Annotated in this window: 27 protein-coding genes; 20 read left to right on the top strand and 7 right to left on the bottom strand. The window is 71.3% G+C overall.

The window, feature by feature from the left end; translation table 11 throughout:
• The first annotated feature begins 10 nt into the window (after window positions 1-10).
• Window positions 11-931, top strand: coding sequence for an SDR family NAD(P)-dependent oxidoreductase (locus ACFYRX_RS08215; protein WP_389097504.1), 921 nt, complete (start codon window positions 11-13; stop codon window positions 929-931).
• A 263-nt stretch (window positions 932-1,194) separates the two neighbouring features.
• Here ACFYRX_RS08215 and ACFYRX_RS08210 read toward each other — a convergent pair whose 3' ends face one another.
• Window positions 1,195-3,306 (bottom strand): nitrate- and nitrite sensing domain-containing protein, encoded by a 2,112-nt coding sequence (locus ACFYRX_RS08210; protein WP_389097503.1) that lies wholly within the window; start codon window positions 3,304-3,306, stop codon window positions 1,195-1,197.
• A 262-nt stretch (window positions 3,307-3,568) separates the two neighbouring features.
• The gene (locus ACFYRX_RS08205) at window positions 3,569-4,690 is read right to left on the bottom strand and encodes a PP2C family protein-serine/threonine phosphatase (protein WP_389097502.1); all 1,122 of its coding nucleotides are present in this window, start codon (window positions 4,688-4,690) and stop codon (window positions 3,569-3,571) included.
• A 429-nt stretch (window positions 4,691-5,119) separates the two neighbouring features.
• On the opposite strand from ACFYRX_RS08205, the gene ACFYRX_RS08200 reads away from it, so the two are divergent.
• From ACFYRX_RS08200 to ACFYRX_RS08185, 4 genes are all read left to right on the top strand, one after another.
• Entirely contained in the window at window positions 5,120-5,989 is an 870-nt protein-coding gene (locus ACFYRX_RS08200) for a dioxygenase (protein ID WP_389097501.1), read from the top strand.
• Window positions 5,986-7,068 carry a maleylacetate reductase gene (locus tag ACFYRX_RS08195; RefSeq protein ID WP_389097500.1) on the top strand — a complete coding sequence of 361 codons (1,083 nt, stop codon included), beginning with the start codon at window positions 5,986-5,988 and terminating at the stop codon, window positions 7,066-7,068. Before ACFYRX_RS08200 ends, ACFYRX_RS08195 begins: the two co-directional genes overlap by 4 nt.
• 76 nt (window positions 7,069-7,144) lie before the next feature.
• The gene (locus ACFYRX_RS08190) at window positions 7,145-7,552 is read left to right on the top strand and encodes a DUF3224 domain-containing protein (RefSeq protein ID WP_389097499.1); all 408 of its coding nucleotides are present in this window, start codon (window positions 7,145-7,147) and stop codon (window positions 7,550-7,552) included.
• Between the two features lie 207 nt (window positions 7,553-7,759).
• On the top strand, window positions 7,760-8,866 hold the full coding sequence (locus ACFYRX_RS08185) for an NAD(P)/FAD-dependent oxidoreductase (protein ID WP_389097498.1): 1,107 nt from the start codon (window positions 7,760-7,762) through the stop codon (window positions 8,864-8,866).
• Here ACFYRX_RS08185 and ACFYRX_RS08180 read toward each other — a convergent pair.
• Both ACFYRX_RS08180 and ACFYRX_RS08175 read right to left on the bottom strand, forming a co-directional pair.
• Window positions 8,851-9,285 carry a hypothetical protein gene (locus tag ACFYRX_RS08180; protein ID WP_389097497.1) on the bottom strand — a complete coding sequence of 145 codons (435 nt, stop codon included), beginning with the start codon at window positions 9,283-9,285 and terminating at the stop codon, window positions 8,851-8,853. The genes ACFYRX_RS08185 and ACFYRX_RS08180 overlap by 16 nt on opposite strands.
• A 597-nt stretch (window positions 9,286-9,882) precedes the next feature.
• The gene (locus ACFYRX_RS08175; RefSeq protein WP_389097496.1) at window positions 9,883-10,560 is read right to left on the bottom strand and encodes a LuxR C-terminal-related transcriptional regulator; all 678 of its coding nucleotides are present in this window, start codon (window positions 10,558-10,560) and stop codon (window positions 9,883-9,885) included.
• Window positions 10,561-10,922: 362 nt separating this feature from the next.
• On the opposite strand from ACFYRX_RS08175, the gene ACFYRX_RS08170 reads away from it, so the two are divergent.
• A complete protein-coding gene (locus tag ACFYRX_RS08170; protein ID WP_389097495.1) occupies window positions 10,923-11,774 on the top strand; it encodes a hypothetical protein in 852 nt (283 codons plus the stop codon).
• Between the two features lie 33 nt (window positions 11,775-11,807).
• Here the strand turns inward: ACFYRX_RS08170 and mftR are convergent, their stop codons facing one another.
• A complete protein-coding gene (gene mftR / locus ACFYRX_RS08165) occupies window positions 11,808-12,386 on the bottom strand; it encodes a mycofactocin system transcriptional regulator (protein ID WP_389097494.1) in 579 nt (192 codons plus the stop codon).
• 90 nt (window positions 12,387-12,476) lie between these two features.
• Between mftR and mftA the strand changes: the two genes are divergently transcribed.
• The 10 genes from mftA to ACFYRX_RS08115 all read left to right on the top strand — a co-directional run bounded on the left by mftA (window position 12,477) and on the right by ACFYRX_RS08115 (window position 20,768).
• Window positions 12,477-12,593 (top strand): mycofactocin precursor MftA, encoded by a 117-nt coding sequence (gene mftA, locus ACFYRX_RS08160; protein WP_389097493.1) that lies wholly within the window; start codon window positions 12,477-12,479, stop codon window positions 12,591-12,593.
• A gap of 13 nt (window positions 12,594-12,606) precedes the next feature.
• Complete coding sequence (mftB, locus tag ACFYRX_RS08155) at window positions 12,607-12,894, top strand: mycofactocin biosynthesis chaperone MftB (RefSeq protein ID WP_389097492.1); 288 nt, start codon at window positions 12,607-12,609, stop codon at window positions 12,892-12,894.
• On the top strand, window positions 12,891-14,072 hold the full coding sequence (gene mftC, locus ACFYRX_RS08150) for a mycofactocin radical SAM maturase (protein WP_389097491.1): 1,182 nt from the start codon (window positions 12,891-12,893) through the stop codon (window positions 14,070-14,072). Before mftB ends, mftC begins: the two co-directional genes overlap by 4 nt.
• Window positions 14,073-14,093: 21 nt before the next feature.
• Window positions 14,094-15,275 (top strand): pre-mycofactocin synthase MftD, encoded by a 1,182-nt coding sequence (gene mftD, locus ACFYRX_RS08145; protein ID WP_389097490.1) that lies wholly within the window; start codon window positions 14,094-14,096, stop codon window positions 15,273-15,275.
• Entirely contained in the window at window positions 15,275-15,940 is a 666-nt protein-coding gene (gene mftE, locus ACFYRX_RS08140; protein WP_389097489.1) for a mycofactocin biosynthesis peptidyl-dipeptidase MftE, read from the top strand. The genes mftD and mftE overlap by 1 nt, the downstream gene beginning before the upstream one ends.
• Entirely contained in the window at window positions 15,937-16,731 is a 795-nt protein-coding gene (locus ACFYRX_RS08135; protein ID WP_389097488.1) for a mycofactocin-coupled SDR family oxidoreductase, read from the top strand. The genes mftE and ACFYRX_RS08135 overlap by 4 nt, the downstream gene beginning before the upstream one ends.
• 68 nt (window positions 16,732-16,799) lie before the next feature.
• Window positions 16,800-18,380 carry a methylmalonyl-CoA mutase family protein gene (locus tag ACFYRX_RS08130; protein WP_389097487.1) on the top strand — a complete coding sequence of 527 codons (1,581 nt, stop codon included), beginning with the start codon at window positions 16,800-16,802 and terminating at the stop codon, window positions 18,378-18,380.
• Window positions 18,380-18,790 (top strand): cobalamin B12-binding domain-containing protein, encoded by a 411-nt coding sequence (locus ACFYRX_RS08125; protein ID WP_389097486.1) that lies wholly within the window; start codon window positions 18,380-18,382, stop codon window positions 18,788-18,790. Before ACFYRX_RS08130 ends, ACFYRX_RS08125 begins: the two co-directional genes overlap by 1 nt.
• Entirely contained in the window at window positions 18,775-19,731 is a 957-nt protein-coding gene (locus ACFYRX_RS08120; RefSeq protein WP_389097485.1) for an LLM class F420-dependent oxidoreductase, read from the top strand. The genes ACFYRX_RS08125 and ACFYRX_RS08120 overlap by 16 nt, the downstream gene beginning before the upstream one ends.
• Window positions 19,728-20,768 (top strand): CaiB/BaiF CoA transferase family protein, encoded by a 1,041-nt coding sequence (locus ACFYRX_RS08115; protein ID WP_389097484.1) that lies wholly within the window; start codon window positions 19,728-19,730, stop codon window positions 20,766-20,768. Before ACFYRX_RS08120 ends, ACFYRX_RS08115 begins: the two co-directional genes overlap by 4 nt.
• Here ACFYRX_RS08115 and ACFYRX_RS08110 read toward each other — a convergent pair.
• On the bottom strand, window positions 20,759-21,748 hold the full coding sequence (locus ACFYRX_RS08110) for a 2Fe-2S iron-sulfur cluster-binding protein (protein WP_389097483.1): 990 nt from the start codon (window positions 21,746-21,748) through the stop codon (window positions 20,759-20,761). The genes ACFYRX_RS08115 and ACFYRX_RS08110 overlap by 10 nt on opposite strands.
• 89 nt (window positions 21,749-21,837) lie before the next feature.
• On the opposite strand from ACFYRX_RS08110, the gene ACFYRX_RS08105 reads away from it, so the two are divergent.
• Genes ACFYRX_RS08105 through ACFYRX_RS08090 form a run of 4 tightly spaced genes read left to right on the top strand, consistent with a single transcriptional unit; the run spans window position 21,838 to window position 25,988 of the window.
• Window positions 21,838-23,229 carry a class I adenylate-forming enzyme family protein gene (locus ACFYRX_RS08105; RefSeq protein ID WP_389097482.1) on the top strand — a complete coding sequence of 464 codons (1,392 nt, stop codon included), beginning with the start codon at window positions 21,838-21,840 and terminating at the stop codon, window positions 23,227-23,229.
• On the top strand, window positions 23,207-24,100 hold the full coding sequence (locus ACFYRX_RS08100; protein WP_389097481.1) for an acyl-CoA dehydrogenase family protein: 894 nt from the start codon (window positions 23,207-23,209) through the stop codon (window positions 24,098-24,100). The genes ACFYRX_RS08105 and ACFYRX_RS08100 overlap by 23 nt, the downstream gene beginning before the upstream one ends.
• Window positions 24,087-25,178: an acyl-CoA dehydrogenase family protein gene (locus ACFYRX_RS08095; protein ID WP_389097480.1), complete on the top strand. Its 1,092-nt coding sequence runs from the start codon at window positions 24,087-24,089 to the stop codon at window positions 25,176-25,178. The genes ACFYRX_RS08100 and ACFYRX_RS08095 overlap by 14 nt, the downstream gene beginning before the upstream one ends.
• A 30-nt stretch (window positions 25,179-25,208) precedes the next feature.
• Window positions 25,209-25,988, top strand: coding sequence for an enoyl-CoA hydratase/isomerase family protein (locus ACFYRX_RS08090; RefSeq protein WP_389097479.1), 780 nt, complete (start codon window positions 25,209-25,211; stop codon window positions 25,986-25,988).
• Window positions 25,989-26,034: 46 nt separating this feature from the next.
• On the opposite strand, the gene ACFYRX_RS08085 is transcribed toward ACFYRX_RS08090, so the two are convergent.
• Window positions 26,035-26,802, bottom strand: a complete 768-nt coding sequence (locus tag ACFYRX_RS08085) for an SDR family NAD(P)-dependent oxidoreductase (protein WP_389097478.1) — start codon at window positions 26,800-26,802, stop codon at window positions 26,035-26,037.
• Window positions 26,803-26,835: the final 33 nt, after the last annotated feature.

Genomic DNA, 26,835 nt, shown 5'->3' with positions numbered 1-26,835 from the left:
GGAGTCACCCATGAGCGAGTTCACCTTCGACGGACGCGTGGCCGTCGTCACCGGCGCGGGCCGGGGCATCGGCCGGGCCCACGCCCGGCTGCTGGCGGCACGGGGAGCCAAGGTCGTCGTCAACGACCTCGGCGGATCGATGGAGGGCGAGGGCACCGACACCGGGCCCGCCCAGAAGGTCGTCGACGAGATCAGGGCGGCGGGCGGCGAGGCCGTCGCGGACACGAACGACGTGTCCACGGAGGCGGGCGGCAAGGCGATCGTCGACGCCGCCGTCGAGCACTTCGGCCGGATCGACATCCTCGTCAACAACGCCGGGATCATCCGGTGGGCGGGCCTGCCCGAGGTCGATCTCGACAACCTCGAACGCCATCTCGCCGTCCACCTGATCGGCTCCTTCAACACACTGCGGGCCGCCTGGCCGCACTTCGTCGAGCAGCGGTACGGCAGGGTCGTGCTGACCACGTCCAGTGGGGTGCTCGGGCTCGACAACAACCTGTCGTACGCGGCTGCCAAGGGCGGCACCATCGGCTTGGCCCGCAGCGCGAAACTCGCGGGCGAACCGCACAACATCAAGGTCAACCTGATCGCGCCCGCCGCGATGACCCGCATGGGCGGCGGCTCGGAGGAGGAGCTCGCGCAGCCCGTGGAGGGACAGCCGTACATGCCGTCCGACGCGGTCGCGCCGATGGTCGCCTACCTCGCGCACGAGAGCTGCCCGGTCAACGGGGAGATCTACACGGCCGGCGCCGGCCGCTTCGCCCGGCTGTTCATCGCCTCCACCGAGGGCTACACCCACGACACCGGACCCGCCTCGATCGAGGACGTCGCCGGTAACTGGGACGCCATCAACGACGAGAAGGGCTACTACGTCCCCTCCGACCTGATGGCATGGTCGGGAGCCTTCCTCAAGCACCAGTTCGGCGGCTAGGGCCGGTCCGGCGGATCAGGCCGGCTCCAAGGAACGGCGCCTTGTCAGCGCGGGTGAGCGGGGGAGAGTGACGACAACGCCGCTGGGGGCACCCCCTCCGGGGGAGTGCGTGCCAGAGCCCGCGCCGCCGGCATGATCCGCCGGACAGGCCCCAGGCCCCAGGCCCCAGGCCCCAGGGCCCTTGGGCCGCAGCGCCGCAGGTGTGCCCGTGCCGGAGCCGTCCTGCCCGTGATGCTCCGGCACGGGTGCTGTGCGCGAGGTGCCTACCGCTCGTCCCACGCCTCGTACGGACGGCCGGGGCCGTCGGGGAAGCCGGCCTCCGCGAAGGCGGCCAGCGCCAGGGTGTCGGCGTCGGATTCCGCCGCCCCCGGCGACCGGTAGGTGATCGTGTCCGGCAGCATGGCCAGGGCGGTGATGCCCTGGCCTCCGTTGGACGGGCGCAACTGGACGCGGATGCCGTGCCGGTCCGCCAGCCTGCCGACCACGTACAGGCCCATGCGCTGGGAGATCGCGACGTCCACGGTGGGCGGGTCGGCCAGGTGGTGGTTGATGTCGGCCAGCTCCTCGGGAGGCAGCCCGATGCCGCTGTCGTGCATCTCGATCATGATCCGGCCGTCGGGCAGCCGTGCCGCGGTGACCTGGACCATGGAGTGCGGCGACGAGAACGTCGTCGCGTTCTCCAGGAGTTCGGCGAGCAGGTGCACCAGGTCGGTCACGGCACGGCCGTGGATCTGGGCCTCCGGGACCCCCGACAGCTGGACGCGCTCGTACTGCTCGACCTCCGAGGCCGCGGCGCGGATCACGTCGACCAGGGGCAGTGGCTGGTCCCACTGCTGGGCGGGGGTCTCGCCGCCCAGCACGAGGAGGTTCTCGCCGTTGCGGCGCACGCGGGTGGCGAGGTGGTCCAGCCGGAAGAGGTTGGACAGCTGGTCGGGGTCGGCCTCCTTGCCCTCGAGGCTGGTGATCAGGGCGAGTTGACGCTCGATCAGCGACTGGTTGCGGCGTGCCAGGTTGCTGAAGATCGTGTTGATGTTGGCGCGCAGCAGGGCCTGTTCGGCGGCGAGCCGTACGGCCTCGCGGTGGACGTGGTCGAAGGCGCGGGCGACCTCGCCGATCTCGTCCGTGGTGGTGATCGGGATCGTCGCCACCTGGGCGTCGACCCGGCCGGGAATGGCCCGGGTGAGCTGGGTGAGCAGCGCGGGCAGCCGTTGCTCGGCGATCTCGTGGGCGGAGGTGCTGAGCCGGCGCATGCTGGTGCTCATCGTCCGGGCCACCCAGTTCGCGAGCAGAAACGCGACGAGGATCGCGGTGAGCACGAGCGCGGCGTTGGCGATGGCGTCGTTGCGGGCGTCGTCGGCGACAACGTGCGCGTTGGCCAGCGCGGTGCCGGCCAGATCGACCTCGATGGCGCGGTACGCGTTGAAGCTGAGGGTGGAGGCGGCGAAGAAGGTCTCGGGCGTGATGCCCTGCGCGGCGAGCTTCTCGGCCGACTGGCCCGAGGCGATCGCGGTGTTCATCTTGGCCAGGCTCGGCGGGGCCACGAAGGTCCCACCGGCGGCCTCGGCCTGTGTCTGGGCCTCGGCGACCTGTTCCCTGCCCTGCTGCTCGGCGTCGGTCAGCGCTTTGGTCAGCCGGGCCATGTCCGCGGCGTCGGCGAAGCCGGCGTACTCCTGGAGGCCGATCTGCTCCAGGTAGACGTAGGAACTGAACGAGGCGAGCTGGGTCTGCAGTTCGCCCTTGGCGAGCTTGTCCCGGTCCTCGACCAGGAGGTGGGTGCCGATGGACCGGATGAGGGACTCCGCGGCCTGGGAGAGGGAGGCGGCGTACAGGGTGCGTCCGAAGGTCGCCTGGCTGCGGATGCCGTAGCCCAGTTCGTTGGAGATCTCCATCAGCGGGTGCTGGACGGCGTGATAGCTCTCCTCGCTCTGCACTCCGGTCGTCCGGGAGGAGAAGGCGTTGGCGCGCGCGGGAGGCAACTGTTCCTCGCCCGCGCGCACGAGCTGCACCCGGCGCAGCAGGCCGGCACTCTGCGGCATCCGTTTCACCGCCTCGTCGAACTTCTTCGCGTCCGCGTCGGTGATCGCCCGGGCCTTGGCGACCACGCTCGACGTCCGGTCGCCCTTGACGAGAGGGATGACCGACACGTCGCGCTCGTTGATGGCGTCGCTCGCGTACTTGTTCGCGGCCTGGACCAGTTCCGCCACCCGGACCGCGTCGTCGGCGTCCTGCCAGGTGTCCACGGAGTGTTTGACGCGGAAGCCGCCGAGGACGAGGGCCACGAGTACCGGGATGAGAAGGATGGCCTGGAGCTTTCTGGCCACGCGCCAGTTACGGGTCCACAGCCCTCTGCGGGCGGTGGGCGGGGTGTTCGACAAGATGGCCTCACGGTTCTGGGTCGCCTCGTGTCCTGCACACTCAAGAACGTGGGGCGCATGGGCAATTGTTCAGACCGGTTCGTCGCGGAATCCGCGCGAACGTGCGCAACAGGAGTAGCTTCGGCCAATTCTTAGCATCAGCGTTCATCGAAGGACCAGGTTTTGTAGAAGTTGCAACCAGTCTTCGCGTGCGCCGCCTGCCAGGGAATATGCCGTTGTCCTGTCCCACTGTCGGGAAGCCCGTACGGACGGGGAAGCGGTCTCAGTGCCGCCGGGAGCGGCGGACGGTGAGGACGGCGACGTCGTCGTGCGGGCCGCCGCGGCCGGCGAAGGCACGGGCGTCGTCGTGCAGGGCCTGCGGCAGTTCGGTGGGGGAGAAGCCGACGTACTTCGTCAGACGTTCGTCGACCGGGTAGAACGTGCCGTCCGTGGAGCGGGTCTCCGTGAGGCCGTCGGTGCTCAGCAGCAGCGTGGCTCCCTCGGGGAAGTCGAACCAGCCCACGGTCGTGGGTTCGTCGGCCAGTTCCGCCAGGCCCAGCGGGACGCCGGGTTCCAGTGCGGGTGTAGTGACCGCGCCGTCGTGCAGCACATGGGGCAGGACGTGCCCGCAGTTGACGGCCTGTACCTCGGTGTCCGCGTCGACGCTGACCACGAGTGCGGTGACGAAGCGTTCGTCGTCGCCGGTGTGCGTCGCATAGGAGTTGTGCCGCACGACCGCCGCGTCCAGGGCGTCCACGAGCGCGGTCAGCGTGGGCTCCCGGTGCGCCGCCTCCCGGAAGGCGCCGATGACGGCGAAGGCGGCGCCCACGGCGGTGAGGCCCTTGCCCTGTACGTCCCCGATCAGCACCCGGGTTCCGAAGGGCGAGTCGACGACGTCGTAGATGTCTCCGCCGACGAGCCGGTCCTCCTGGAGCGGCTCGTACACGCCGTTGACCAGCACGTCGTCGGTGAGCAGGGGAAGGGGATGCAGGATGTGCCGCTGCATGGCCGCCGCGGTGGAGCGCAGCCGCAGCATGGCGTGCTCGCGTCGGATCCGCCGGTGGCATCCGTAGACGGAGGTGGCGGCCAGGGCCAGGGTGAAGAGGATCAGCAGGAGACGGTCGGACCAGTGACCCGCCTCGCGGTCCCGCAGCAGCACGCTGGCGGTGACGACCAGAGTGGTCCACACGGCGACGAACGAGGTCTGGCGGACCGTGCCCAGCGCCGACGCGGCACCCGGCAGGAAGACCAGGAGACCGAGCAGCCACACCTCGGACCCGGACACCGCGCCGAGGAACTCCACCAGCCCCGTCACGGTCACCACCGCGGCGACCAGCTCGACGTCGCCCGGCGGCTCGATGGTGTCGAAGGCGTCGCCAGATCTCTTACGGCGGCTACCGGTCATGCGCGCTCCCGGGCAGGTGGTGATCTCCTCCTACGTTATGCAGGCCCGGCACGCCCCGGACAGGCGCCCCGCCGATCCGGACCGTGGCCGCACCGGCGAGCGGTTCCGTCAGGGGGCGTCCTCAGCCCTTGTACTCCTGCAGCTTGTGGGGGTCGGTGGCCGATGCCCGGTGCCGTCGCCGTGCGGCCCTTTCGGGCGAGGATGGTGGCGGGCCACCGAGGCACGGACCATCGGGACCGCCACCGCCACCGCCACCACCGCGGTCGGACCGGACCGGGAGTGCCCGGCCCAGTCGCCTGCTGTCACGGGACCGCCGCCGCCCCGGACTCCGTAGCACTCCTGACAGACCCGCTGCGGCGAATCCTCGGTCGCGGCCGAGAACGCGCGACCATGGCAGCAGCGGAACGCCGTCGAGGACGAGGAGCAGGGATGACCACCGACGCGATCGGGACCAGCGTCACTGAGGAGGCCGTCGCGAGCCTTCGCGCGACCGCCGATCCACGCCTGCGCGAACTGCTCGCCGGCCTCATCGGCCATCTGCACGACTTCGTGCGCGAGAGCCGGCTCACCCAGGAGGAGTGGGAGAAGGCGATCGCCTTCCTCACGGCGACCGGGCAGACCTGCACCGACACCCGGCAGGAGTTCATCCTCCTCTCGGACGTCCTCGGCGTCTCCATGCTCGTCGAGACGCTGGGCGGCGACCGCGTGCAGGGCGTCACCGAGTCCACCGTGCTCGGCCCCTTCCACATGACCGAGTCGCCCGCCCGTGAACTCGGCGACGACATCGACCTGGTGGGCGGCGGCGAGCCCTGCGTGGTCAGCGGCCGGGTCCTGTCGGCCGACGGCACCGCACTGCCCGGCGCCGTCCTCGACGTCTGGCAGGCCGACGACCAGGGCTTCTACGACGTCCAGCAACCCGACGTGCAGCCCGCGGGCAACGGACGCGGACTGTTCACGGCCGACAGCGAGGGCCGCTTCTGGTTCCGCACCTGCGTCCCGGCGCCGTACCCGATCCCCACCGACGGCCCGGTCGGCGACCTGCTCCGCGCGACCGGCCGGCACCCCTACCGGCCCGCGCACATCCACTTCATCGCCACCGCCGAAGCACACACCCCCGTCACCACGCACATCTTCGTCGCGGGCACCGACTACCTTGACTCCGACGCCGTCTTCGCCGTGAAACAGAGCCTGGTGCAGGACTTCGCCATGACCGACGACCCGTCCCTGGCAACGGAGTTCGGCATCCCGAACCCGTTCAGGCACGCCCGCTTCGACCTCGTACTGGAGCCGAACGCATGACCTTCTCGGGCGACTTCACCTACGAGAGCCGTCCCGGACGGGTCGTCCTGCGGCCCGGGGCCGCCGTGACCGCGACCCCGGGCGAGGCCGAACACCTCGGCCTGTCCAGGCTGTTGGTGGTGTGCGGCGGCCGGGGTGAAGCCGTCGCGCGGACGGTCGCGGACGCGCTCGGCGACTGGTGCGCGGGGCTGCACGCCGAGGCCCGTATGCACGTGCCCGCAGAGGTCGCGGACCGGGCTGTGAGGGCTGCACGCGCGGCCGGGGCCGACGGGGTCGTCGCGGTCGGCGGCGGCTCCTCCATCGGTCTCGGCAAGGCGATCGCGCTGCGCACCGGACTGCCGCTGATCGCCGTGCCGTCGACCTACTCGGGCTCCGAGATGACGCCCGTCTGGGGCCTGACGGAGAACGGGGTCAAACGCACCGGCCGCGACCCGAAGGTCCAGCCCCGCAGTGTCGTCTACGACCCCGAACTGACCCTCTCCCTGCCGGTACCGCTCACCGTGACCAGCGCCGTCAACGCCCTCGCGCACGCGGTCGAGGCGCTCTACGCCCCGGACACCTCGCCGCTCATCGCGCTGATGGCCGAGGAGGGCGTCCGGGCGATGACCGACGCGCTGCCCCGACTGGCCGCCGACCCGGTGGACATGGCGGCACGCGGGCAGGCGCTGTACGGGGCGTGGCTGTGCGGTTCGTGCCTCGGGTCCACGACCATGGGGCTGCACCACAAGCTCTGCCACGCACTCGGCGGTACCTTCGGACTCCCGCACGCCGAGACGCACACGGTCGTCCTGCCGTACGTCCTCGCCCACAACGCGCCCGCGATCCCGGACGCGTTGACCGTGCTGGGACGGGCACTTGGCGCCGACGACCCGTCACATGCCCTGTGGGACCTGGCCGGACGCCTGGGCGCGCCGCGTTCCCTCGCCGAACTCGGGCTTGAGAAAGGCGACTTGGAGAAGGCGGCCGTACAGGTGACGGCACAGCCGTACGCCAATCCGCGTCCGGTGACGGTGGACGGCGTGCGGGCGGTCCTGGAAGCCGCCTACGAGGGACGGCCACCGGAGATTCCCGATCGGTGATCCCCGGAGAAGGGCGAGCACCATGGCCGGGCCCGTTCCGGCGGGCGTTGTCGGACCGGGCCGGTACGGTCGGCCCATGAGAGCCGATGGAACATTCAGCGTCAAAGCGTTCGTCCCGACCGAGCTGAAGCCCGAGCCGGCCGTGGCCACCGGGCTTCCGGTCGGGGTCGCGACGATGGAGAAGCACTTCGAGGGTGAGGTCGCCGGCCGCTCCGCGACCTTGTTCACCGCCGCGTACGACCAGGAGTCGGGCGTCGGCACCTATGTGGCCATGGAATCCTTCGAGGGCTCGCTGCACGGCCGGTCCGGTGCCTTCAACTTCGCGCACTCGGCGACGACTTCCGGCAGCGACCGCACCGCCGCGTTCTTCACCATCGTCCCTTCCAGCGGCACCGGGGACCTCGCGGGCATCTCCGGCACCGGCGACCTCACGGTCGACCCCGACGGCACCCACCGGATCCGGTTCGACTACGAGCTCGGCTGAGGACGGCGTCGTACCGCGCCATGAACCCGAGGTCTCCGCCGTATCGGTGGGCACATCGCGTACCACGTGTCTGACAGCTTCACGAAAGTCACACAAGACCCGACTGACACTTGAGGTTTCAAGCGCTACGCTCACCGGCATCCGAGTGCTCGGGGGAGCGGCTCGTCCGCCATGGCACTCCTCCCCCCACGGTTCAGGAGACTCGGCGTGAGTGACGGCGACATAGTGGTGATCGGCGGCGGCTATGCGGGCGTGCGCCTGGCCAAACGGCTGGACGCGACGGCACGGGTCACGCTGGTGGACCGCAAGGAGGTCTTCTTCCACCGCATCTCCTCGCTGCGCGCGGGTGTACGCAGGGAGTGGACCGTGACCCCCTTCATCCCCTACGACCGGCTGCTGCGCCACGGCCGGGTCGTCGTGGGCAAGGCGCTCACCATCGACACCGCCGAGCGCCGGGTGCTGCTGGCCGACGGGACACGGCTCCCGTACGACGTGGTGGTCGTCGCGACCGGCGCCGACTATCCGGCACCCGCCCGCTTCGGCGGAACCACCACCGAGGAGGCGGTGAAGTCCTTCAGCGAGCACCAGCAGAAGATCGCCTTCGCCGAGCACATCCTCGTCGTCGGCGGCGGTCCCTCCGGAGTCGAACTCAGCGCCGAGATCCGGCTGGCCCGGCCCGAGGCCCGGGTCACCCTCGCGCACTCCGGTCCCGCGCTGCTCGGCAACACACGCAGCGAACGGGCCGGACGCAAGGCGCGCGCCTGGCTGGAGTCCCACGACGTGGAGGTACGGCTCGACACCTTCATGTCCCCGGGCAACGACTTCGGCACCTACCGCGACGCCCACGGTGACGTCATCACCGCCGACCTATCCTTCTGGGCGACCGGCACGACCCCCAACACGCTCTGGCTGCGCCTTGGCGGACACGGCGAGTGGCTGAACCCCTCCGGCCATGTCAAGGTCGACCGCGCGCTGCGGGTCGAGGGACACCAGGACGTCTTCGCGGTCGGAGATGTCAACGACGCCACCGAGCTCAAGATCACCCCGGCCGCGCTCGCCCAGGCCGACCTCGCCGCCTGGAACATCCGCACCCATCTGAACAGTTCGGGCAAGCACCGCAAGGAGCCCCGCTTCTACCGGCCCGTCCACCGCACCCCGCTGATCGTGCCCTTCGGTCCGGCCGACGGGGTGACCATGCTGCCGGTGCCCGGTGGCGAGACCGCGGTCCTCGGTGCCCGGACCACCACCCTCGCCAAGTCGAAGACCCTCATGACGCCCTACATGAGACGCCAACTCGGCTACACCGCCGCCTGATCGGCGAAGGTCACCTCGGCGGTGGCGTGCCGGGTCTCCCGGTGCGTGGCGATGTGCAGCCGTGCCCCGGCGTCGGCGGGCATGCCTTCCGCGAGGAGGTGCTCGCCGGCGAAGGCGGGCCGGTGCAGCCGGTACGACAGCGAACTCACCTGGCGTCCGGGGGAGTTGCGGCGGACCAGCTCCAGCATCAGCACGGCCAGCAGCGGACCGTGCACGACCAGGCCCGGGTAGCCCTCGATGTCACGGCAGTACGGGGTGTCGTAGTGGATGCGATGGGCGTTGGCCGTCAGGGCGCTGAACCGGAAGAGCAGGGCCGGGTCCGGCCGGAGCGGCAGTTGCCAGGGGCCCTCGCCCACGGGGGCGTTCCGGACGTCGGGCGTGGCCGGGTGACGTCCGACGGGCCGGCCGGACCGGTACACGATGTCCTGCTCCTCGGCCAGGCAGGTGACGTCCGACGGGCCGGCCGGACCGGTACACGATGTCCTGCTCCTCGGCCAGGCACACGCGCCCGTGCTGGCGGAACTCCTGGCGCTCGGTGACGAACAGCAACTCGCCCGTGCGGCCCTGCTTGGAGGTGACGGCGCCGAGAGTGCTGACGCGTTCGGCGGGTTCACCGACGCGCAACGGCTCCAGGATCTCGCTGCGGCCACCCGCGAACATGCGCTGCCGGCCGGGGATCGGCGGCAGGAAGCGGCCGTCGCGCAGGTGCCCGTCGCGGCCGAGTTCGTGCTGGGCGGGCCAGTGCAGGAAGTGGAACCACTGCCACAACGGCGGCAGCGCGTCTCCGGGCCGCGCGGCGGGTTCCGGCAGGTCGAGGAGCGCGGACACGGCGGCGGACGGGCCGGGCGGAAGGGGGTCCGTGTCCGTGACGGGGGTGGGGTGCCAGGACTGCACGTAGGAGCTGAGCGGTGGGGGAGTGGGGGGCATCGGCTCGCCTTCCTCGCGGTTCTCGGCCGATACGTATCAGAGACGGGCGCGGGCCGGGTGCCGCGGGCTTCTCCGGGTGTGCCCGATCCTCACGCGTGCAGGACGTGCTGTGTCGGTCTGACCAGTCCCGATTCGTAGGCGAAGACCACCGCCTGGACCCGGCCACGGGCTCCGATCTTGGTGAGGATGTTGCTGACGTGGGACTTCACGGTGGTCGGCGCGATGCAGAGCCGGTCGGCGATCTCGGCGTTGGAGTCGCCGCAGGCGACCGCGGTGAGGACGTCGCGTTCGCGTCCAGTGAGGGTGCCCAGTCGGCTGCCCGGTGCGCGGCTGTCGACGGCACGCTGGTCGCGGACGGCCTCGATGAGCGCACGGGTCAGTCCGGGGGAGACCACGACGTCGCCGGCGGCCACGACCCGGACGGCCGCGACGAGTTCGTCGGCGGTGGCGTCCTCGGGAAGGTGTCCGGCGGCTCCGGCGCGCAGGGCGCCGTAAGGGTAGGTGTCGTCGTCCGCGGTGAGCAGCAGGACGTGCGGAACGCGTCCGTCCGGAGCGTGGGTGATGCGGCGGACGGTCTCGACGGTGTCCGTGCCGGTGGTACGCCCGTCCAGCAGGACGACGTCCGGGTGGAGCAGGGCGCTCAGCCGGACCGCTCCCGGCCCGTGCGTCGCCTCGCCGACGACGGTCAGGTCGGGCTGGGACTCCAGGAGCATTCGGAGGCCGACACGCTGAAGTGCCTGGCCGGTGGCGATGAGGACGCTGGTCATTGCGTGCGTGCTCCATCCTCGCCCAGCGGGCAGTCTGCTGAACGAAACGGTTTCGTTCTCGTGAGATCGAGACTAGCCCCCCGACTATCGATACGGGTGCGTACCGATTGTGGGGTGGGTCACATTCCGATTCGTGAGGCGAGGCTCATGGAGTCGTCGTCGCAGGTGGGGAGAGGGGGTCCGTCCGCTCGTCGGTGTTCGCGTCAGGGCCGTCGGGCGGCAGCGGTCCAGGGCCGCAGTGCGCACCGCTCGAGCGCTTCCGTGACAAGAGGGCTCTGAATGCCAGGCGGCAGGGGGCAACCCCTTCGCGACCGGCGGCGACACAACAGTGAAATCCCGCCCCCACGAAGGGAGTTCACTCCATGTGCACCCGCATCGTGCGTCTCGTCACCGTCCTCGTCGCCCTGCTCGCGGTGTTCGCCACACCCGCCATCACGGCGACTCCGGCACAGGCGGCGGACAACTGGAACCCGCCGGCCAATCTCGCGCAGCCCCTCAACGAGGTGTGGAACCACGTCGAGTCGACCTACGGCGACCTCTACGGTTTCCGCAACTACGGCTGGGACCAGGTCATGGCCAACAAGGGAAGCGTCAACTACTGCGTCCGCTGGGAGTCCGACGCCCCCGTCAGCGCCGCTCTCCGGGACCAGGTCCACGCCGCCCTTAAGAAGCAGTTCGGCAAGTGGATGGCGGCCATGCTGGACAACGGCACCGGCACCAACGCCTGGCCGTACACCACCGTGCCCGTCAACATCGTCGGCTGGGCGGTCAAGAACCGCTCGACCCTGCAGTGGACCGACAACTCGGTCGACATCTACGCCGGGAACCTGGACTCGGGCGGCGCCCCGCAGTGCGCCCCCGACTGCGGCCGCTTCTTCCACCAGGACGGCAACTACTCGAAGTGCCCCGGCGGCGTGGCCCGCCACTACGACCAGTCGCTCTGGCTGACCAAGGGCTTCCAGGGCGGAGCGGGAGGTGACTGGGGCCAGCGTGTCGGACAGGAGTACTTCACCGGGGCCCTCGCCCAGGAGAACATCCATATCTACCTCCACGAGGTCGGCCACACCTTCGGCCTCGACGACTTCTACGACTGGACCCCGACCGGCCAGTGCTGCTTCCTGATGAACGCCGGCAGCGCGACCCAGATCACGGAGTTCGACAAGTGGATGCTGCGCGACTTCTGGCGCCACCTGAAGAGCCGGTACGGCTACTGAGCTCGAGGGCGGTCGGCATGTCCGGCCGCCCGGTCAGTCCGCCAGCCCGCCGAGTGCGCGCAGTGCCTCGTCGAGGAATCCGCTGAGGTCGGACTCCTCCTGCCGCAGCCACTGCGCGTAGGCCGCCACGGCCGCCCCGAGGCAGGCGTGGGCGATCACCTGCGGTCGCAGGGCGTCCGGCTCCTGCCCGAGCCGCTCCGCCGCGAACTCCGCGACCACGCGCCGCCATTCGGCGTACCGCAGGGTCGAGTGCGCCTGGAGGGCGGGCACTTCGAGGATCAGGCGCATCCGTCGGCGGTGCCAGGGGATCTGTTCGGCGTCCAGCCGGTTGAAGTCCACGATCGCCTCGCGCAGGGCCTCCATCGTCGGCGTCCCCTCCGGGTACGCGGCGAGCACCGCCCGCATACGCTCCAGTTCCGCCTCGAAGTCACCCCAGACCACGTCGTTCTTGGAGGGGTAGTAGCGGAAGAAGGTGCGTCGGCCGATCCCGGCGGCGGCCGCGATGTCCTCCACGGTGACCTCGTCGAACCCGCGCTCGGCGAAGAGCCGCAACGCGTGCTGTTCGAGCTGGGCACGAGAGGTCGAGGGCCGTCGTCCGGTCGATTTCTGCACGCGGTCTTCCTTTTCGGCACTGGGTGCCATTATGGTCCTGGGAGCGAGAGAGCATTCATATCTAGCATGGAGAAGATGATTCTCATGGAGATGACTGCACAATCGGACGACCACCCCGTCGAGGCCGCCCCGCAGGACGAGGAACTGGTCACGGAGGACCTGCTCGTCGAAGAGGTCTCCATCGACGGCATGTGCGGCGTGTACTGAACGGCCCCCGGTGATGCCGTCCTTCGAGATGGACCGGGCCTGGACCCTGCATCCGCAGGTCGCGGTGCGCCCCGAGTCCTTCGGTGCCCTGCTCTACCACTTCGGAACGCGCCGGCTGTCGTTCCTGAAGGACCGCCGGCTTCTCGACGTAGTACGCCTGCTGTCCGAACGGCCCAGCGCCGCGGCCGCCTGCACGGCCGCCGGCATCCGTGACGACGAACTACCGCGCTACAGCAGCGCGTTGATGACCCTGGCGACGTCCCACATGATCGTGCGGGCCCAGGAGAGGGAGGCGTCATGACCACCGCTGCCGGCCGGCTCGTCGACCACTTCCAGTACGGCCTGGACGCCCCCATCTGCCTCACCTGGGAGCTGACCTATGCCTGCAACCTCGCCTGCGTGCACTGCCTCTCCAGCTCGGGCCGCCGCGACCCGCGCGAACTGGACACCGCCGAGTGCAAGGCCGTCATCGACGAACTCGAACGCATGCAGGTCTTCTACGTCAACATCGGCGGCGGCGAGCCGACCGTCCGCTCCGACTTCTGGGAACTGGTCGACTACGCCACCGCCCACCGGGTCGGCGTGAAGTTCTCCACCAACGGCGTGCGCATCACGCCCGGGACGGCCCGCCGCCTCGCAGCCTCCGACTACGTGGACGTACAGCTGTCCCTGGACGGTGCCACGGCGGACGTCAACGACGCGGTGCGCGGGGCGGGTTCGCATGCGACCGTCCTGCGGGCCATGGGGCATCTGCGGGACGCGGGCTTCCGCGGCTTCAAGATCTCCGTCGTCGCCACCCGCCACAACATCGGCCAACTCGACGCGTTCAAGCGGCTCGCCGACGAGTACGGTGCCCAGCTGCGGCTCACCCGACTGCGCCCCTCCGGCCGCGGCGCCGACGTCTGGGACGAGCTCCACCCCACCGCCGACCAGCAACGGCAGCTCTACGACTGGCTGGTGGAGCACGGCGACGACGTGCTCACCGGCGACTCGTTCTTCCATCTCTCCGCCTACGGCAGCGCACTGCCCGGGCTCAACCTGTGCGGCGCCGGGCGGGTGGTGTGCCTGATCGACCCCGTCGGAGACGTCTACGCCTGCCCGTTCGCCATCCACGACACCTTCAAGGCCGGGAACGTGCGCGAGACGGGCGGCTTCACCCGCGTCTGGCGCCACTCCGACCTCTTCGCCGACCTGCGCCGCCCGCAGAGCGGCGGCGCCTGCACCAGCTGCTCGGCCTACGACTCGTGTCGGGGCGGCTGCATGGCGGCCAAGTTCTTCACCGGACTGCCGCTCGACGGCCCCGACCCCGAGTGCGTCCAGGGGCACGGCGAACCCGCGCTGGCCGATCCGGGGCGCACGGTCCCCGCATCCGGCCAGGACCACTCGCGCCGGGGGCCCGTCCTCGTCCCGTTGGGCCGTCGTACACCCCCCGTGTCCGCGTGCGAGGAGCACCCGCTCGCCGGATTCGAACTCCAGTAACTCCAGTAGGGAGCTTTCCCCATGGGCAACCGTTGGTTCGAGACCGTCGCGCACGCCCAGCAGCGCGCGAAACGACGGCTCCCCACGTCGGTCTACAGCGCCCTGCTCGCCGGTTCGGAGGCCGGAGTCTCCTACCGGGACAACACCGGCGCCTTCCAGGAACTGGGCTTCGCCCCGCACGTCGCCGACCTGCCCGCCGTACGGGACAAGGCCACCACTGTCATGGGCCAGGAGATCGCCCTCCCGGTGGTCGTCTCGCCCACCGGCGTCCAGGCCGTCCACCCCGACGGCGAGGTCGCGGTCGCCCGGGCCGCAGCCGCCCGGGGCACCGCGATGGGCCTCAGCTCCTTCGCGAGCAAGCCGATCGAGGAGGTCGTCGCGGCAAACCCGCGGACCTTCTTCCAGATGTACTGGATGGGCTCGAAGGACTTCATGGTCCGGGCCATGGAACGGGCCCGCGCCGCCGGAGCCGTCGGCCTCATCGTCACCCTCGACTGGACCTTCTCGCACGGCCGCGACTGGGGCAGCCCCTGGATCCCCGAGCGCCTCGACCTCAAGGCCCTCGCCAAGCTGGCCCCTCAGGGCGTCACCCGCCCGGCCTGGCTGCTGGACTACGCCCGCTCCGGCCGCCTCCCCGACCTCACCACCCCCAACCTGGCCGACGAGAACGGCCACGCGCCAGGCTTCTTCGGCGCGTACGGCCAGTGGATGGCCACCGAGCCGCCCAGCTGGGACGACATCCGGTGGATGCGCGACGAATGGCAGGGCCCCTTCCTCCTCAAGGGCATCTCACGCGTCGACGACGCCCGCCGCGCCGTCGACCTCGGCGTCACCGCGATCTCCGTGTCCAACCACGGCGGCAACAACCTCGACACCACACCCGCCCCCATCAGACTGCTGCCCGGCATCGCGGACGCGGTCGGCGACCAGGTGGAGGTCCTGCTCGACGGCGGTGTCCGGCGCGGCGGTGACGTCGTCAAGGCGCTCGCCCTCGGCGCCCGGGCGGTGCTGATCGGCCGCGCCTATCTGTGGGGTCTCGCGGCGGCGGGACAGGGCGGGGTGGAGAACGTCCTCGACATCCTGGGCAACGGCATCGACGCGACGCTGCGCGGACTCGGCCGCGCCTCGATCCACGAACTCGGACCGGAGGACGTGCTGGTGCCACCGGGCTTCACCCGTACGGCAGGCGTACCGGAGGCCTGATGACCCGGTTGTCGCACCTCGCCTGGACCGAGGTGCCGGAGCGGCCCACGGTCCTGGTGCCGCTCGGCTCCTTCGAACAGCACGGCCCCCATCTGCCGCTGGACACCGACACCCGGATCGCCGACGCCGTCGCCCACGCGGCGGCCCGGCGAACGGGGAGGCGGCGGGTTCTCGTGGCTCCGCCCGTCGGCTACACGGCGAGCGGGGAACACCAGGGCTTCCCCGGCACCATGTCCATCGGCACCGAGGTCCTGCGCCTCATGCTGCTGGAACTCGTCCGCTCGCTCACCCTCTGGTCGGGGCGCGTCCTGTTCGTCAACGGCCATGGCGGGAACGCCGGTTGCCTGCCGTCCGTGGTCACCGAGCTGCGCCAGGAGGGCCGGGACGCGGCCTGGATCCCGTGCTTCCCCGAGGGGGGCGACGCACACGCCGGGCACACCGAGACCTCGCTCATGCTCCATCTGGCGCCGGAACTCGTGGACTTGAGACGAGCGGCGCCGGGCAACACCGCTCCGGTCGGGCAGTTGATGCCCGCGATGCGTGCCGGGGGCGTGGGCGCCGTCTCGCCGAACGGTGTGCTCGGCGATCCCCGCACCGCGACGGCGGCGGAAGGCGAGCGGCTCTTCGAGGAACTCGTGAACAGGGTCGAGGAGGTACTGCGGTGAGGGTCGCCCTCGTCACCGGCGCCGCCCGCGGAATAGGCGCCGCCACCGTGCGAGCGCTGTGTGCCGAGGGGTACGGCGTGCTCGCCCTGGACAGCTGCGCGGCCACGGGAGCGGAGCGCGGCGCCGGCGTCGGATACGCGCTCGCCACCCGCGCCGACCTCGAGGCACTGGCCGCCGAGTACCCGGACCGGGTCGTCGTCGAGGTCGCCGACGTACGCGACCGGGCCGCCCTGGACGCGGCGGCGGCCCGGGCGGTCGCCCACTTCGGCCGGCTCGACGTCGCCGTCGCCGCGGCGGCCGTCATCACCGGTGGGCAGCCGCTCTGGGAGACCCCGGAAGCCCACCTGCGGACCCTGTGGGACGTGGACGTCATGGGCGTCTGGAACACCGCCGCGGTCTGCGTACCGCACTTCCTCGACGGACCCGCCCCGCACGGCTGCCGGTTCGTCGCCGTGGCCTCGGCAGCCGGCACCCGCGGCCTGTACCACCTCAGTGGCTACGGCGCCGCCAAGCACGCCGTCGTCGGCATCGTGCGCGGTCTCGCCGCCGACCTGGTCAACACGGGGGTGACCGCCGTGGCCGTCTCCCCGGGGTCCACCCGCACCGCCATGCTGGCGGCCACGGCCGCGCTCTATGACCTGGAGGACATCGAGGAGTTCAAGGACTCACAGCTGAACGGGCGCCTCGCGGAACCCGAGGAGGTGGCCGCGCTCGTCGCCTTCTGCTGCTCGGAGCGGGGCGGGGTGGCCAACGGGGCCGTGATGAGCGCCGAGGGCGGCTTCCGCGGATAGCCGCGCGAGAACTTCCTCTCGCTTGGCGGTATTGGCATTCTCATTTTCTGCAAGTACCGTATCCGTCGATGACTGACAACGCCCAGACCTCGTCCGGCATCCCGCTCAAGCCGGTCTACGGACCGCAGGACCGGGGGGTCGAGCCGCCCGCGCCGGGCACGTTCCCGTTCACGCGCGGCAACTACGCCGACGGCTACCGGGGGCGGCTGTGGACGCTGAGGCAGTACTCCGGGTTCGGCACCGCGGAGGACTCCAACCGCCGCTACCGCTACCTCCTGGACCAGGGTGGCACCGGCCTCTCGGTCGCCCTCGACCTGCCCACGCAGTGCGGCTACGACTCCGACGACCCGGAGGTGAGCGAGGAGGTCGGCCGGGTGGGCGTGGCCGTCGACACCCTCGCCGACGCGGAGGTGCTCTTCGACGGCATCGCGCTGGACCGGATCAGCACCAGCTTCACCATCAACGGCACCGCGGCGATCCTGCTGGCGTTCTACGTGGCCGCCGCCGAGAAGCGCGGGGTGCCCCGGGCGAAGCTCACCGGCACCATCCAGAACGACATCCTCAAGGAGTACGCCTCCCGCGGCACCTGGATCTGGCCCCCCGAGCCGTCCCTCAGGCTGATCGCCGACACCATCGAGTTCTGCGCGGCGGAGGTACCCCGGTTCAACGCCATCTCCGTCGCCGGCGCGCACTTCCGGGACGCGGGCGCCAACGCCGTGCAGGAGATGGCGTTCACGCTCGCCGACGGGGTCACCTACGTCGACACCGTGCTGGCGCGCGGCCGTATGACGATCGATCAGTTCGCCCCGCAGGTCTCCTTCTTCTTCTACACGCACGGCGATTTCTTCGAGGAGATCGCCAAGTACCGTGCAGGACGCAGACGTTGGGCGGCCATCGTGCGCGAACGGTACGGGGCGGACTCCGACAGGGCGGCGATGTTCCGCTTCGGTTGTGTGGCCGGCGGCGCCTCGCTGTACGCCCCGCAGGCCCGCAACAACACCGTACGGATCGCCTACGAGGCGCTGGCCTCCGTACTCGGCGGAGTGCAGTCGATGTTCACCGCCGCCTGGGACGAGCCCTTCGCCCTGCCCAGCGAGGAGTCGGCGACCCTCGCCTTGCGCACCCAGCAGATCCTCGCCCACGAGACCGGAGTGACCCGGGTCGCGGACCCGCTCGGCGGCTCGTACTTCGTCGAGGCGCTCACCGACGCGACCGAGGAACGGATCGTCGAGGTCATGGCGGACCTGGAGGCGCACGGCGGCATGGTCCGGGCGATCGAGGACGGCTACCTCCAGGGGCTCATCGCCGACGAGGCCTACCGGTCGCACCAGGAGGTCGAGGCGGGCACCCGCCCTGTCGTCGGAGTCAACCGCTTCGTCGACGAGGACGAGCCGCCCCCGGACATCGCCACCTACGAACTCGACGCCAGGGGCCGCGAGATCCAGCTGAAACGGCTCGCCCGCGTGAAGGCCGAACGCGACCCGGTGGCCGTCCGGGCACGGCTGGCGGACCTGAGCCGCGCGGCGGAGGGGGACGAGAACCTCATGGGACCGCTCATCGACTGCGCCAACGCCTACTGCACGGTGGGCGAGATGGTGAGCACGCTGAAGGACGTCTGGGGCGAGTTCCAGCAGCCGGTGGTGTTCTGATGGGCACCCGGATCCTCATCGCCAAACCCGGTCTCGACGGGCACGACCGGGGAGCCAAGATCGTCGCGCGGGCGTTGCGCGACGCGGGCTTCGAGGTCGTGTTCACCGGCATCCGGCAGCGCGTCGAGGACATCGTGGCGACGGCCGTGCAGGAGGACGTCGCGGTCGTCGGCCTGAGCATGCTGTCCGGCGCCCATCTCGCGCTGACGGCCCGGACCGTCGAGGGGCTGAAGGCCGCCGAGGCCGGTGACATCACGGTCGTCGTCGGCGGCACCATCCCCCCGGCCGACGTGCCCCGTCTGAAGGCCGCGGGCGCCGCCGCCGTGTTCCCCACCGGAACACCGCTCGACGCCGTGGTGGCGGACGTGCGCGCCCTGACCCTGGAGGGAAGAACATGCGGATCGGAGTGATGATCGGGCCCGAGCGGGGGGACTCCGCGCGCAAGGCCTCCCGGATGATCGCGGACGTCGAATGGGCCGAGTCCGCAGGCATGGACACCGCCTGGATACCCCAAGTGCCCACCGACTTCGACGCGTTGACGGCCGTAGCCCTGATGGGCACCGCGACGAGCCGCATCGAGCTGGGTACGGCCGTCGTACCGCTGCAGGCCCAGCACCCGATCGCGCTCGCCCGGCAGGCCCTGTCCACCCAGGCCGCCACCGGCGGGCGGCTCGCCCTCGGCGTCGGCCCCTCGCACCACTGGATCATCCAGGACATGCTCGGCCTGCCCTACGAACGCCCGGCCGGCCTCACCCGCGACTACCTCGACGTCCTGGACGCGGCCCGGGGCGGCCCCGGCCCCATCGACGTCGAGAACCGCACCTACAGCGTGCACAACCCCCTCGACCTCGCCCCCGTCGCCCCGCTGCCGATCCTGCTCGCCGCACTCGGCCCGGTCATGCTGGCCCTCGCCGGGGAGAGGGCCGACGGCACCATTCTGTGGATGGCCGACGAACGGGCCGTCGCCGACCACGTCGTTCCGCGCATCACCAAGGCCGCCGAGGCCGCGGGACGCCCCGCACCCCGGATCGTCGCCGGCATCCCGGTCTGTCTGTGCCGCCCCTCGGAGGTCGACGCGGCCCGCGCCCGCGCCAACCGCATCCTCGGCGAGGCCGAGATCTCGCCCAACTACCAACGCCTGCTGGACCACGGCGACGCCCAGGACGTCGGTGACCTGTGCGCGGCGGGCGACGAGAACGCCATCGCGGCCCGCTTCCGGCGGTTCGCCGACGCGGGCGTCACCGACCTGTCCGTACGGCTGCTGCCGATCGGCGAGGGCCGCGACGAACTGGTCGCCTCCAAACGCCGTACCCGCGAGATGATCGCCTCGCTCGCGGCGGGCTTCCGGTGACACCGGGCCCCCTCTCGGGCATCCGGATCCTCGAGGTCGGCCACATCCTCGCCGGGCCCTTCGCCACCATGCTCCTCGCCGACCTCGGCGCCGACGTCACCAAGGTCGAGCCACCCGGCGGCGACCTCTCCCGCCAGGTCTCCGACGCCTACTTCGCCAGCCTCAACCGCAACAAGCGCAGCATCTGCCTCGACCTCACGACGGCGGCCGGACAGGAACGGCTGGGTGAACTCGTCGCGGGGGCCCACGCGTTGCTCGTCAACCTCAAGCCGTCGGTGATACGACGACTCGGGCTGACCTACGACAGTCTGCGCCGCCGCAACGAGCGGATCGTCTGCGTCGCCGTCACCGGATACGGCCTCGACGCCGGCGACGACCCCGCCTTCGACTACGTCATCCAGGCCGCGACCGGCGTCGCCTCGCTCACCGGCGACCCCGACGGACCGCCGACCCTTCCCGGCTACTCCTCGGTCGACAACTCGGCAGCACTCACAGCCGCGTTGGGGCTGCTCGCGCAGATCGTGTCCGGGCGCGGCGGCCAGGTCGAGGTCGCGCTGCGCGACGTGATGCTGGCCCAGCTCAACTACCGGGCGTCGGCGTACCTCAACGAGGGCACCGAGCCGCGCAGGCTGCCCGACGGGGCCCACTCCTACTACGTGCCGGCTCAGCTCTTCCCCACAGCCGCAGGGCACTTGGCGCTCTTCGTCACCCATGACGGGTTCTGGAAGGCCTTCGCGGGCGAAGCCGGCGTCGACGGTTTTCCGACGATGGCGGAGCGTGCGGCACGGCGCGAGGAGGTGCTCGCCGCCGTCACGCGGGCGCTCGCTTCCGACACGGCCCGGGGGTGGGAGGCACGGCTGCGGCCGCTCGGCGTCCCGGCAGCGGCCGTACGGACTCTTCCGGAGGCGCTGGAGGCGGCTCCCGAGATGATCGTCAGGGCCGGTGACCACCGGCTGGTCGGCAGCCCCGTCCGGGTCGCCGGATACGAGCCGTCCTATCGTCCGGCGCCGGAGCTGGGGGAGCACGGTCACTCGTAGTGGACCGTCACCGAGCCCTCGTCGGGGATGCCCTGGCAGGTGAGGACGTACCCCTCCGCCACCTCGTCCTCGGTGAGGACGTCGTTCACGCGCATGGTCGCGCCGCCCTCCGTCACCTTCGCCATGCAGGTGGCGCAGTTGCCCGCCTCGCAGGAGAACGGCGGGGTGAGCCCGGCCCGGCGCGCGCTCTGGAGGAGGGTCTCGCCGGGGCGCCTGGGCACTGAGACGCGCTGGGTACCGAGCAGGATCGTGACGGTGCCCTCGGCCGGGGCCGCCTCGGGAGTCGGTGGATCGGCCACCGCACCACCGAACCGCTCGCTGAACACCCGCCCCGGCCCGGGCAGCGCGTTCTCCACGAGCTCCATGAAGGGCTCGGGCCCGCACACATACGCGTCACCGCCCCCTTTGGCGAACTCCTTCACGGCGGCCGCGTCGAGGAAGCCCTTCTGGTCGTCGAGGTGCCGTACGACCGTCAGCCGGCCCTGATAGCGCTCGGCCAGGTCCCTCAGCACCGACTCGAAGATCGCCGAGGACCGGTCGCGGTCGGCGCACAGCAGCCGGACGGTCCGCCCGGTCGTCGCCAGGGCGCTCTTGGCCAGGGAGAGGACCGGAGTGATCCCACTGCCGCCGCTGAAGCCGAGCAGCGGTGTCGTGGCCGGACGCAGGCAGAAACGGCCCCGGGGCAGGCTGAGTTCGAGTTCGTCGCCCTCGGACACATGGTCGTGCAGCCAGGTGGAGACCTGGCCGCCCGGCACCCGTTTGACGGTCGTCGTCAGTTCGGCGTCGGTCTCCGGCGCGCTCGACATCGAGTACGACCTCAGCAGGTCCCGGCCGTCCACCCGGACCCGGAACACGCAGAACTGGCCCGCCCGGTAGGGGAAGGGCCCCTCGTGCGGGTCGAGCACGAACGTCCTGGCGTCCTCGGTCTCCTCGACGATCTTCACGACCGTCGCACGCTGGAACAGGGCCGGGATCGCCATGGACGCCCTCCTCAGGCTCTGGTATCAAGGTTCTGTTGCTGCGAGAATACTATTCTCGCCTGGCAGATGGGACCCTCTCAATGCGTGGGGTGTTGGTTTTCGAGGACCGGCGGTACACCGCGTCCGAACTGGACGCTCTCGCCGACGGGTTGGCCGGACGGCTGGAGCGGCAGGGCGTGCGGGCCGGGGAGCGGGTCGCCCTCATGTCGTCCAACCGGCCGGAGTTCGTGATCGCCGTACAGGCCCTGTGGCGGCTCGGCGCGGCGGTCGTCCTGCTCAGCCCCGCCTGGAAGCGCGGCGAGGTCGAACACGCCCTGGCCGTCACCGAGCCGGCCCACGCCGTCGGTGACCATCCTGTACTGGCCGGACTCATGCCGATGCTGCACCTCGACGAGCCGGTCCCGGCCGCGACGGGGACGCCGTACGCGCCCCCGGACCCCCGCGCCGACGCCGTCCTGGTCTTCAGCTCGGGGACCACCGGCATGCCCAAGGCCGTCCGCCACACGCACGCCTCGCTCGCGGCCGCCGTACGCAACTGGCGCGACGCGCTGGGCCTCACCGCGGACGACCGGATCCAGATCACCACCCCGCCCTCGCACATCCTCGGCCTGCTCAACATCGTCACGGCCCTGGAGGCGGGAGCCTGGCTGCGGCTGCACCGCCGGTTCGACCTCGACCGGATGCTGCACCACATCCAACTCGACCGCGTCACCGTCGAGATGGCGGTCGCGCCGATCGCGCTCGCCCTCGCCTCCCACCCGGACCTGGAGTCCTACGACCTGTCGTCCCTGCGCTACATCATGTGGGGCGCGACCCCGGTGACCCCGAGCGTCGCCGAGACCGTCACCCGGCGCACGGGAGTCGGCTGGGTGCCCGCCTACGGGGCCAGCGAACTCCCTGTCATCGCCTGCAACCCGCTCGTCGGCGCCCGACTGGACACTCCCGGACGGGCCGTGCCCGGTGTGGGAGTGCGCGTGGTGTCCCTGGAGACCGGTGAGCCGGTCGGGCCGGATGCGACCGGGGAGATCGAGGTGCGCGCGGAGTCCCTGATGGCGGGCTATCTGCCGGCCGAGGCGACGGCGGACGCCTTCCACGACGGCTGGTACCGCACCGGCGACGTCGGCAGCGTCGACGCCGACGGCTGGATCAGACTCACCGACCGCTCCAAGGACATGATCAAGGTGCGGGCCTTCCAGGTCGCGCCCGCCGAGATCGAGACCGTGCTGCACGGCCATCCGGCGGTCGACGACTGCGCGGTCTTCGGGGTCCCGGACCCGGCCGACGGGGAGGCGATCGTCGCGGCGGTGTCGACGGCGCGTCCGGTGGCGGCGGCCGAACTGATCGACCTGGTCGGCGCGCGACTCGCCTCCTACAAGCGGCCCAGCCGGGTGGAGTTCGTGACCGAGATACCCCGTCTGCCGTCCGGCAAGGTACTGCGCCGGATCCTGAAGGAGCGTCATGGACGTACGCCTGACAGCTGAGCAACGCCAACTGCGCGGCGCCGCGGCCCGGTTGGCCGACGATCTCGGGCCCGGATCCGTGCTCGGCCTGGAGGACGGCGACCGGCTCGCACGGTTGGAGAAGGCGGTCGAGGCGACCGGCTGGCGCACTCTGCGCACCGACGGGGCCTCCGGCGTCGAAGTCGCCCTCGTCGTCGAGGAGTTCGGGCGGGGCCTGGTCGACGTACCGATGCTGGGACCCCTCCTCGCCGACGACCTGTGGCCCGGGACGCCGTCGGCCACCGTCGTCGTGGACGGCGTGGCGAGGGACGCGCGTGGCATGCGGTGGGGAGCGGCTCTCGAAGGCGGCCAGGTGCTGGTCGCCGACATCGGCCCCTCCGCCCCGGGTGCCGACCTGACCAGACATGATGCCGTGGTGCGGGGGACGCCGGAGCGGGTCGGCGACCTGTCCCGCGAAGCCGCCGACCGCTGGCACGCGTTGGCCCTCGTCGCGACCTGCGCCGACCTCGTCGGAACGGCCCGCGGCGCGCACGCCCTCGCCCTCGAACACGCCAGGATCCGTGAGCAGTACGGCAGGAGGATCGGCTCGTACCAGGCCGTGGCCCACCTCCTGGCGGAAGCACTGGCCCTGATCGAGGGATCGGTGAGTGTCCTGCGCCACGCCGCCTGGGCCGTCGACGAGTTGAGCCCTGCCGAGGCGATCGCGGCCGCCCGTGTCGCCAAGCTCTACAGCGCCCGGGCCGCCCGCACCGTGTGCGAGACGGCCGTCCAGGTGCACGGCGGAATCGGCAACACCTGGGAATGCCTCGCCCACGTGCACCTGCGCCGCGCCCTCACGTCCACCGCGTTGTTTCCCGTCCGCCTGGAGGAGATCGACCTTGGACTTTCGTGACGCACCGCAGGAGGCCGCGTTCCGGGCACGGTTGAGGAGCTGGCTGGCCGAGAGGGCGGGGACGTTCCCGACCTCGGGCGACGCGTACTGGGCCCGGCAGGGCGAATGGCACCGGGCACTGCACGCGGCCGGCTTCTTCGGCCTGTCCTGGCCCAAGGCGTACGGCGGCCACGAACTCCCGCCCGTTCACGATGTCATCCTCGACGAGGAACTCGCCCGCGCCGGAGCCCCTCCCCGGCCCAGCCTCGGCTACCTGGTCCAGGGTCTCGGCCGGCACGGCAGCGAGGAACTGCGCCGCCGCTTCCTCCCCGGCATGATCGACGGCACCGAACGCTGGTGCCAGGGCTTCAGCGAACCCGGAGCCGGCTCCGACCTGGCCGCACTGACCACCAAGGCCACCCGCGACGGGCAGACCTACGTCGTGCGGGGCCACAAGATCTGGACCAGCTACTCCGACGTGGCCGACTGGTGCCTGCTCCTGGCACGCACCGACCCGGACGCGCCCCGGCACAAGGGGATCTCCGCCTTCATCGTCGACATGCACCAACCGGGCATCGAACAGCGCCCGTTGAGGATGATGAGCGGAGTGACCAAGGAGTTCGGCCAGGTCCTCTTCGACGGGGCGAGAGTCCCCGCCGACCAGATGGTGGGGGCGCCGGGGGAGGGCTGGGCGCTGGCGATGACGGTCGTCGGCCACGAACGCGAGCCGGCCACGCTGGGCTTCAGTGCCCGCTACGGCAAGCTCGTCCGCCAACTCGCCGACCGCACCCGGGGATCCGCGCCGCCCCCGGAGCTCGCCTGGGCCGCGGTGGAGGCCGAGATGCTCCGCCTTCACGTACGCCGACGGCTCTCCGAGCAGCTCGACGGCGTCTCGCACGGCCCCCAGGGCTCGCTCGACAAACTCCTCATGACCTGGGCCGAACAGGCCGTAGGGCACGCGGCGTTGGCCGTCGGCGGCACCGCGGATCCCGAACTTCTGAACGCCTATCTCTACAGCCGGGCGCAGAGCGTGATGGGCGGGACCTCGCAGATCCAGAAGAACATCATCGCCTCGCGGATCCTCGGACTGGAATCGTGACAGGGCTGGTCCTCGGACGGGGAGCTTGAGATGACACGGAACCTGTACGGCATGCCGGAGGAGATCCAGGTCCGGGCCGACGGCCCCCTGCGGATCGTCACCCTCAACCGGCCCGGAGCCCTGAACGCCGTCAACGACCCCCTCCACACAGGCCTCGCCGCTCTCTGGCCCCGCCTGAGCGCGGACCGGGACGCCCGCGCCGCCGTCCTCACGGGCGCGGGCAAGGCCTTCTCGGCGGGCGGCGACTTCGGCTACCTCGACGAGATCCGGCGCGACGCCGACCTGCGGGCCCGGACGATCGCCGACGGCAGGGACATCGTCCTCGGCATGGTGCGCTGCCGTGTGCCCGTCGTCGCTGCCGTCAACGGCCCCGCCGTGGGACTGGGGTGCAGTCTCGTCGCCCTGAGCGACACGGTGTACATCGCCGAGTCCGCCCACCTGGCCGACCCGCACGTCCAGGTGGGCCTCGTCGCCGCCGACGGCGGCCCGCTCACCTGGCCCCTGCACACCAGTCTGCTGCTGGCCAAGGAGTACGCCCTGACCGGCGCTCGCATCCCCGCCGACCGGGCCGTGGCCATGGGCCTGGCCAACCATGTGGTGGCCGAACCGCTGGCCGAGGCGACGGCCTGCGCCCAACGGATCGCGGGTCTGCCCCGACAGGCGGTGGAGAGCACCAAGAGGCTCCTGAACATGCACCTGGAACGGGCGGTCCTGGCCACCCTCGACTACGCCACGACGGCCGAGGAACAGTCCTTCACCACGGAGGACTTCCGCACCACCCTCGCCCGGTTGACCGGCGGTGACGTCTAGAACGCGCCTTCGCGGGAACCGGCTCCCGAGGGCCCGATGTCCATCTCTACCTGGGCGGGAACCGCAGCGCCCCGTCCAGCCGGATCACCTCGCCGTTGAGATAGTCGTTCTCGCAGATGTGCTGGACGAGGGCGGCGTACTCGGGGGAGCGGCCCATGCGGCGGGGGTGCGGGACCTGCGGGCCCCAGTAGGCCTCCAACTGGTCGCCGGCCTTGCCGTAGGCCGGGGTCAGGAACGTGCCGGGGGCGATGGTGACCACGCGGATGCCGAGGGGGGACAGATCGCGGGCGGCGACCAGGGTCATGGCGGTGACGCCGCCCTTGGCCGCCGCGTAGGGGAGCTGGCCGGTCTGGCCCTCGTACGCCGCGATCGACGCGGTGTTGACGAGGACGCCCCGCCCCCGGTCGTCGTCCTGCGGTTCCTGGCGGGCCATCGCGGCGGCGGCCAGGCGCATCACGTTGAAGACGCCGGTGAGATAGATGTCGATGGTCCGGCGGAAGCCGGCCAGGTCGAGGGGCTCGCCGTCCCGGCCGATCAGCCGCCCGCCGCTCGCCGGGCCGCCGTGCGTGTCCACCGAGATCCGCAGCGGCCCGAGGGCCTCGGCCTCGCCCACGGCCGCCCGCACGTCCTCCTCGTCGGTGGCGTCCGTACGCACGTAGCGGACGCCCAGCTCCTCCTCCAGAGCCTTGCCCCTGTCGTCGGACAGGTCGGCGACGACCACCGATGCGCCCGCCGCGTGGAGCCGCCGGACCGTCGCCTCGCCCAGACCTCCGGCCCCGCCGACCACCAGTGCGGACGACCCCGCTATCTGCATGACAGCCCCCTTGCGAGTGGCGTTCTGTTTTTG

Origin of the sequence: Streptomyces sp. NPDC005374 (assembly GCF_042872225.1) — a bacterium.
Taxonomy (GTDB): domain Bacteria; phylum Actinomycetota; class Actinomycetes; order Streptomycetales; family Streptomycetaceae; genus Streptomyces.
This window is presented reverse-complemented; position numbering and strand designations above follow the sequence as displayed.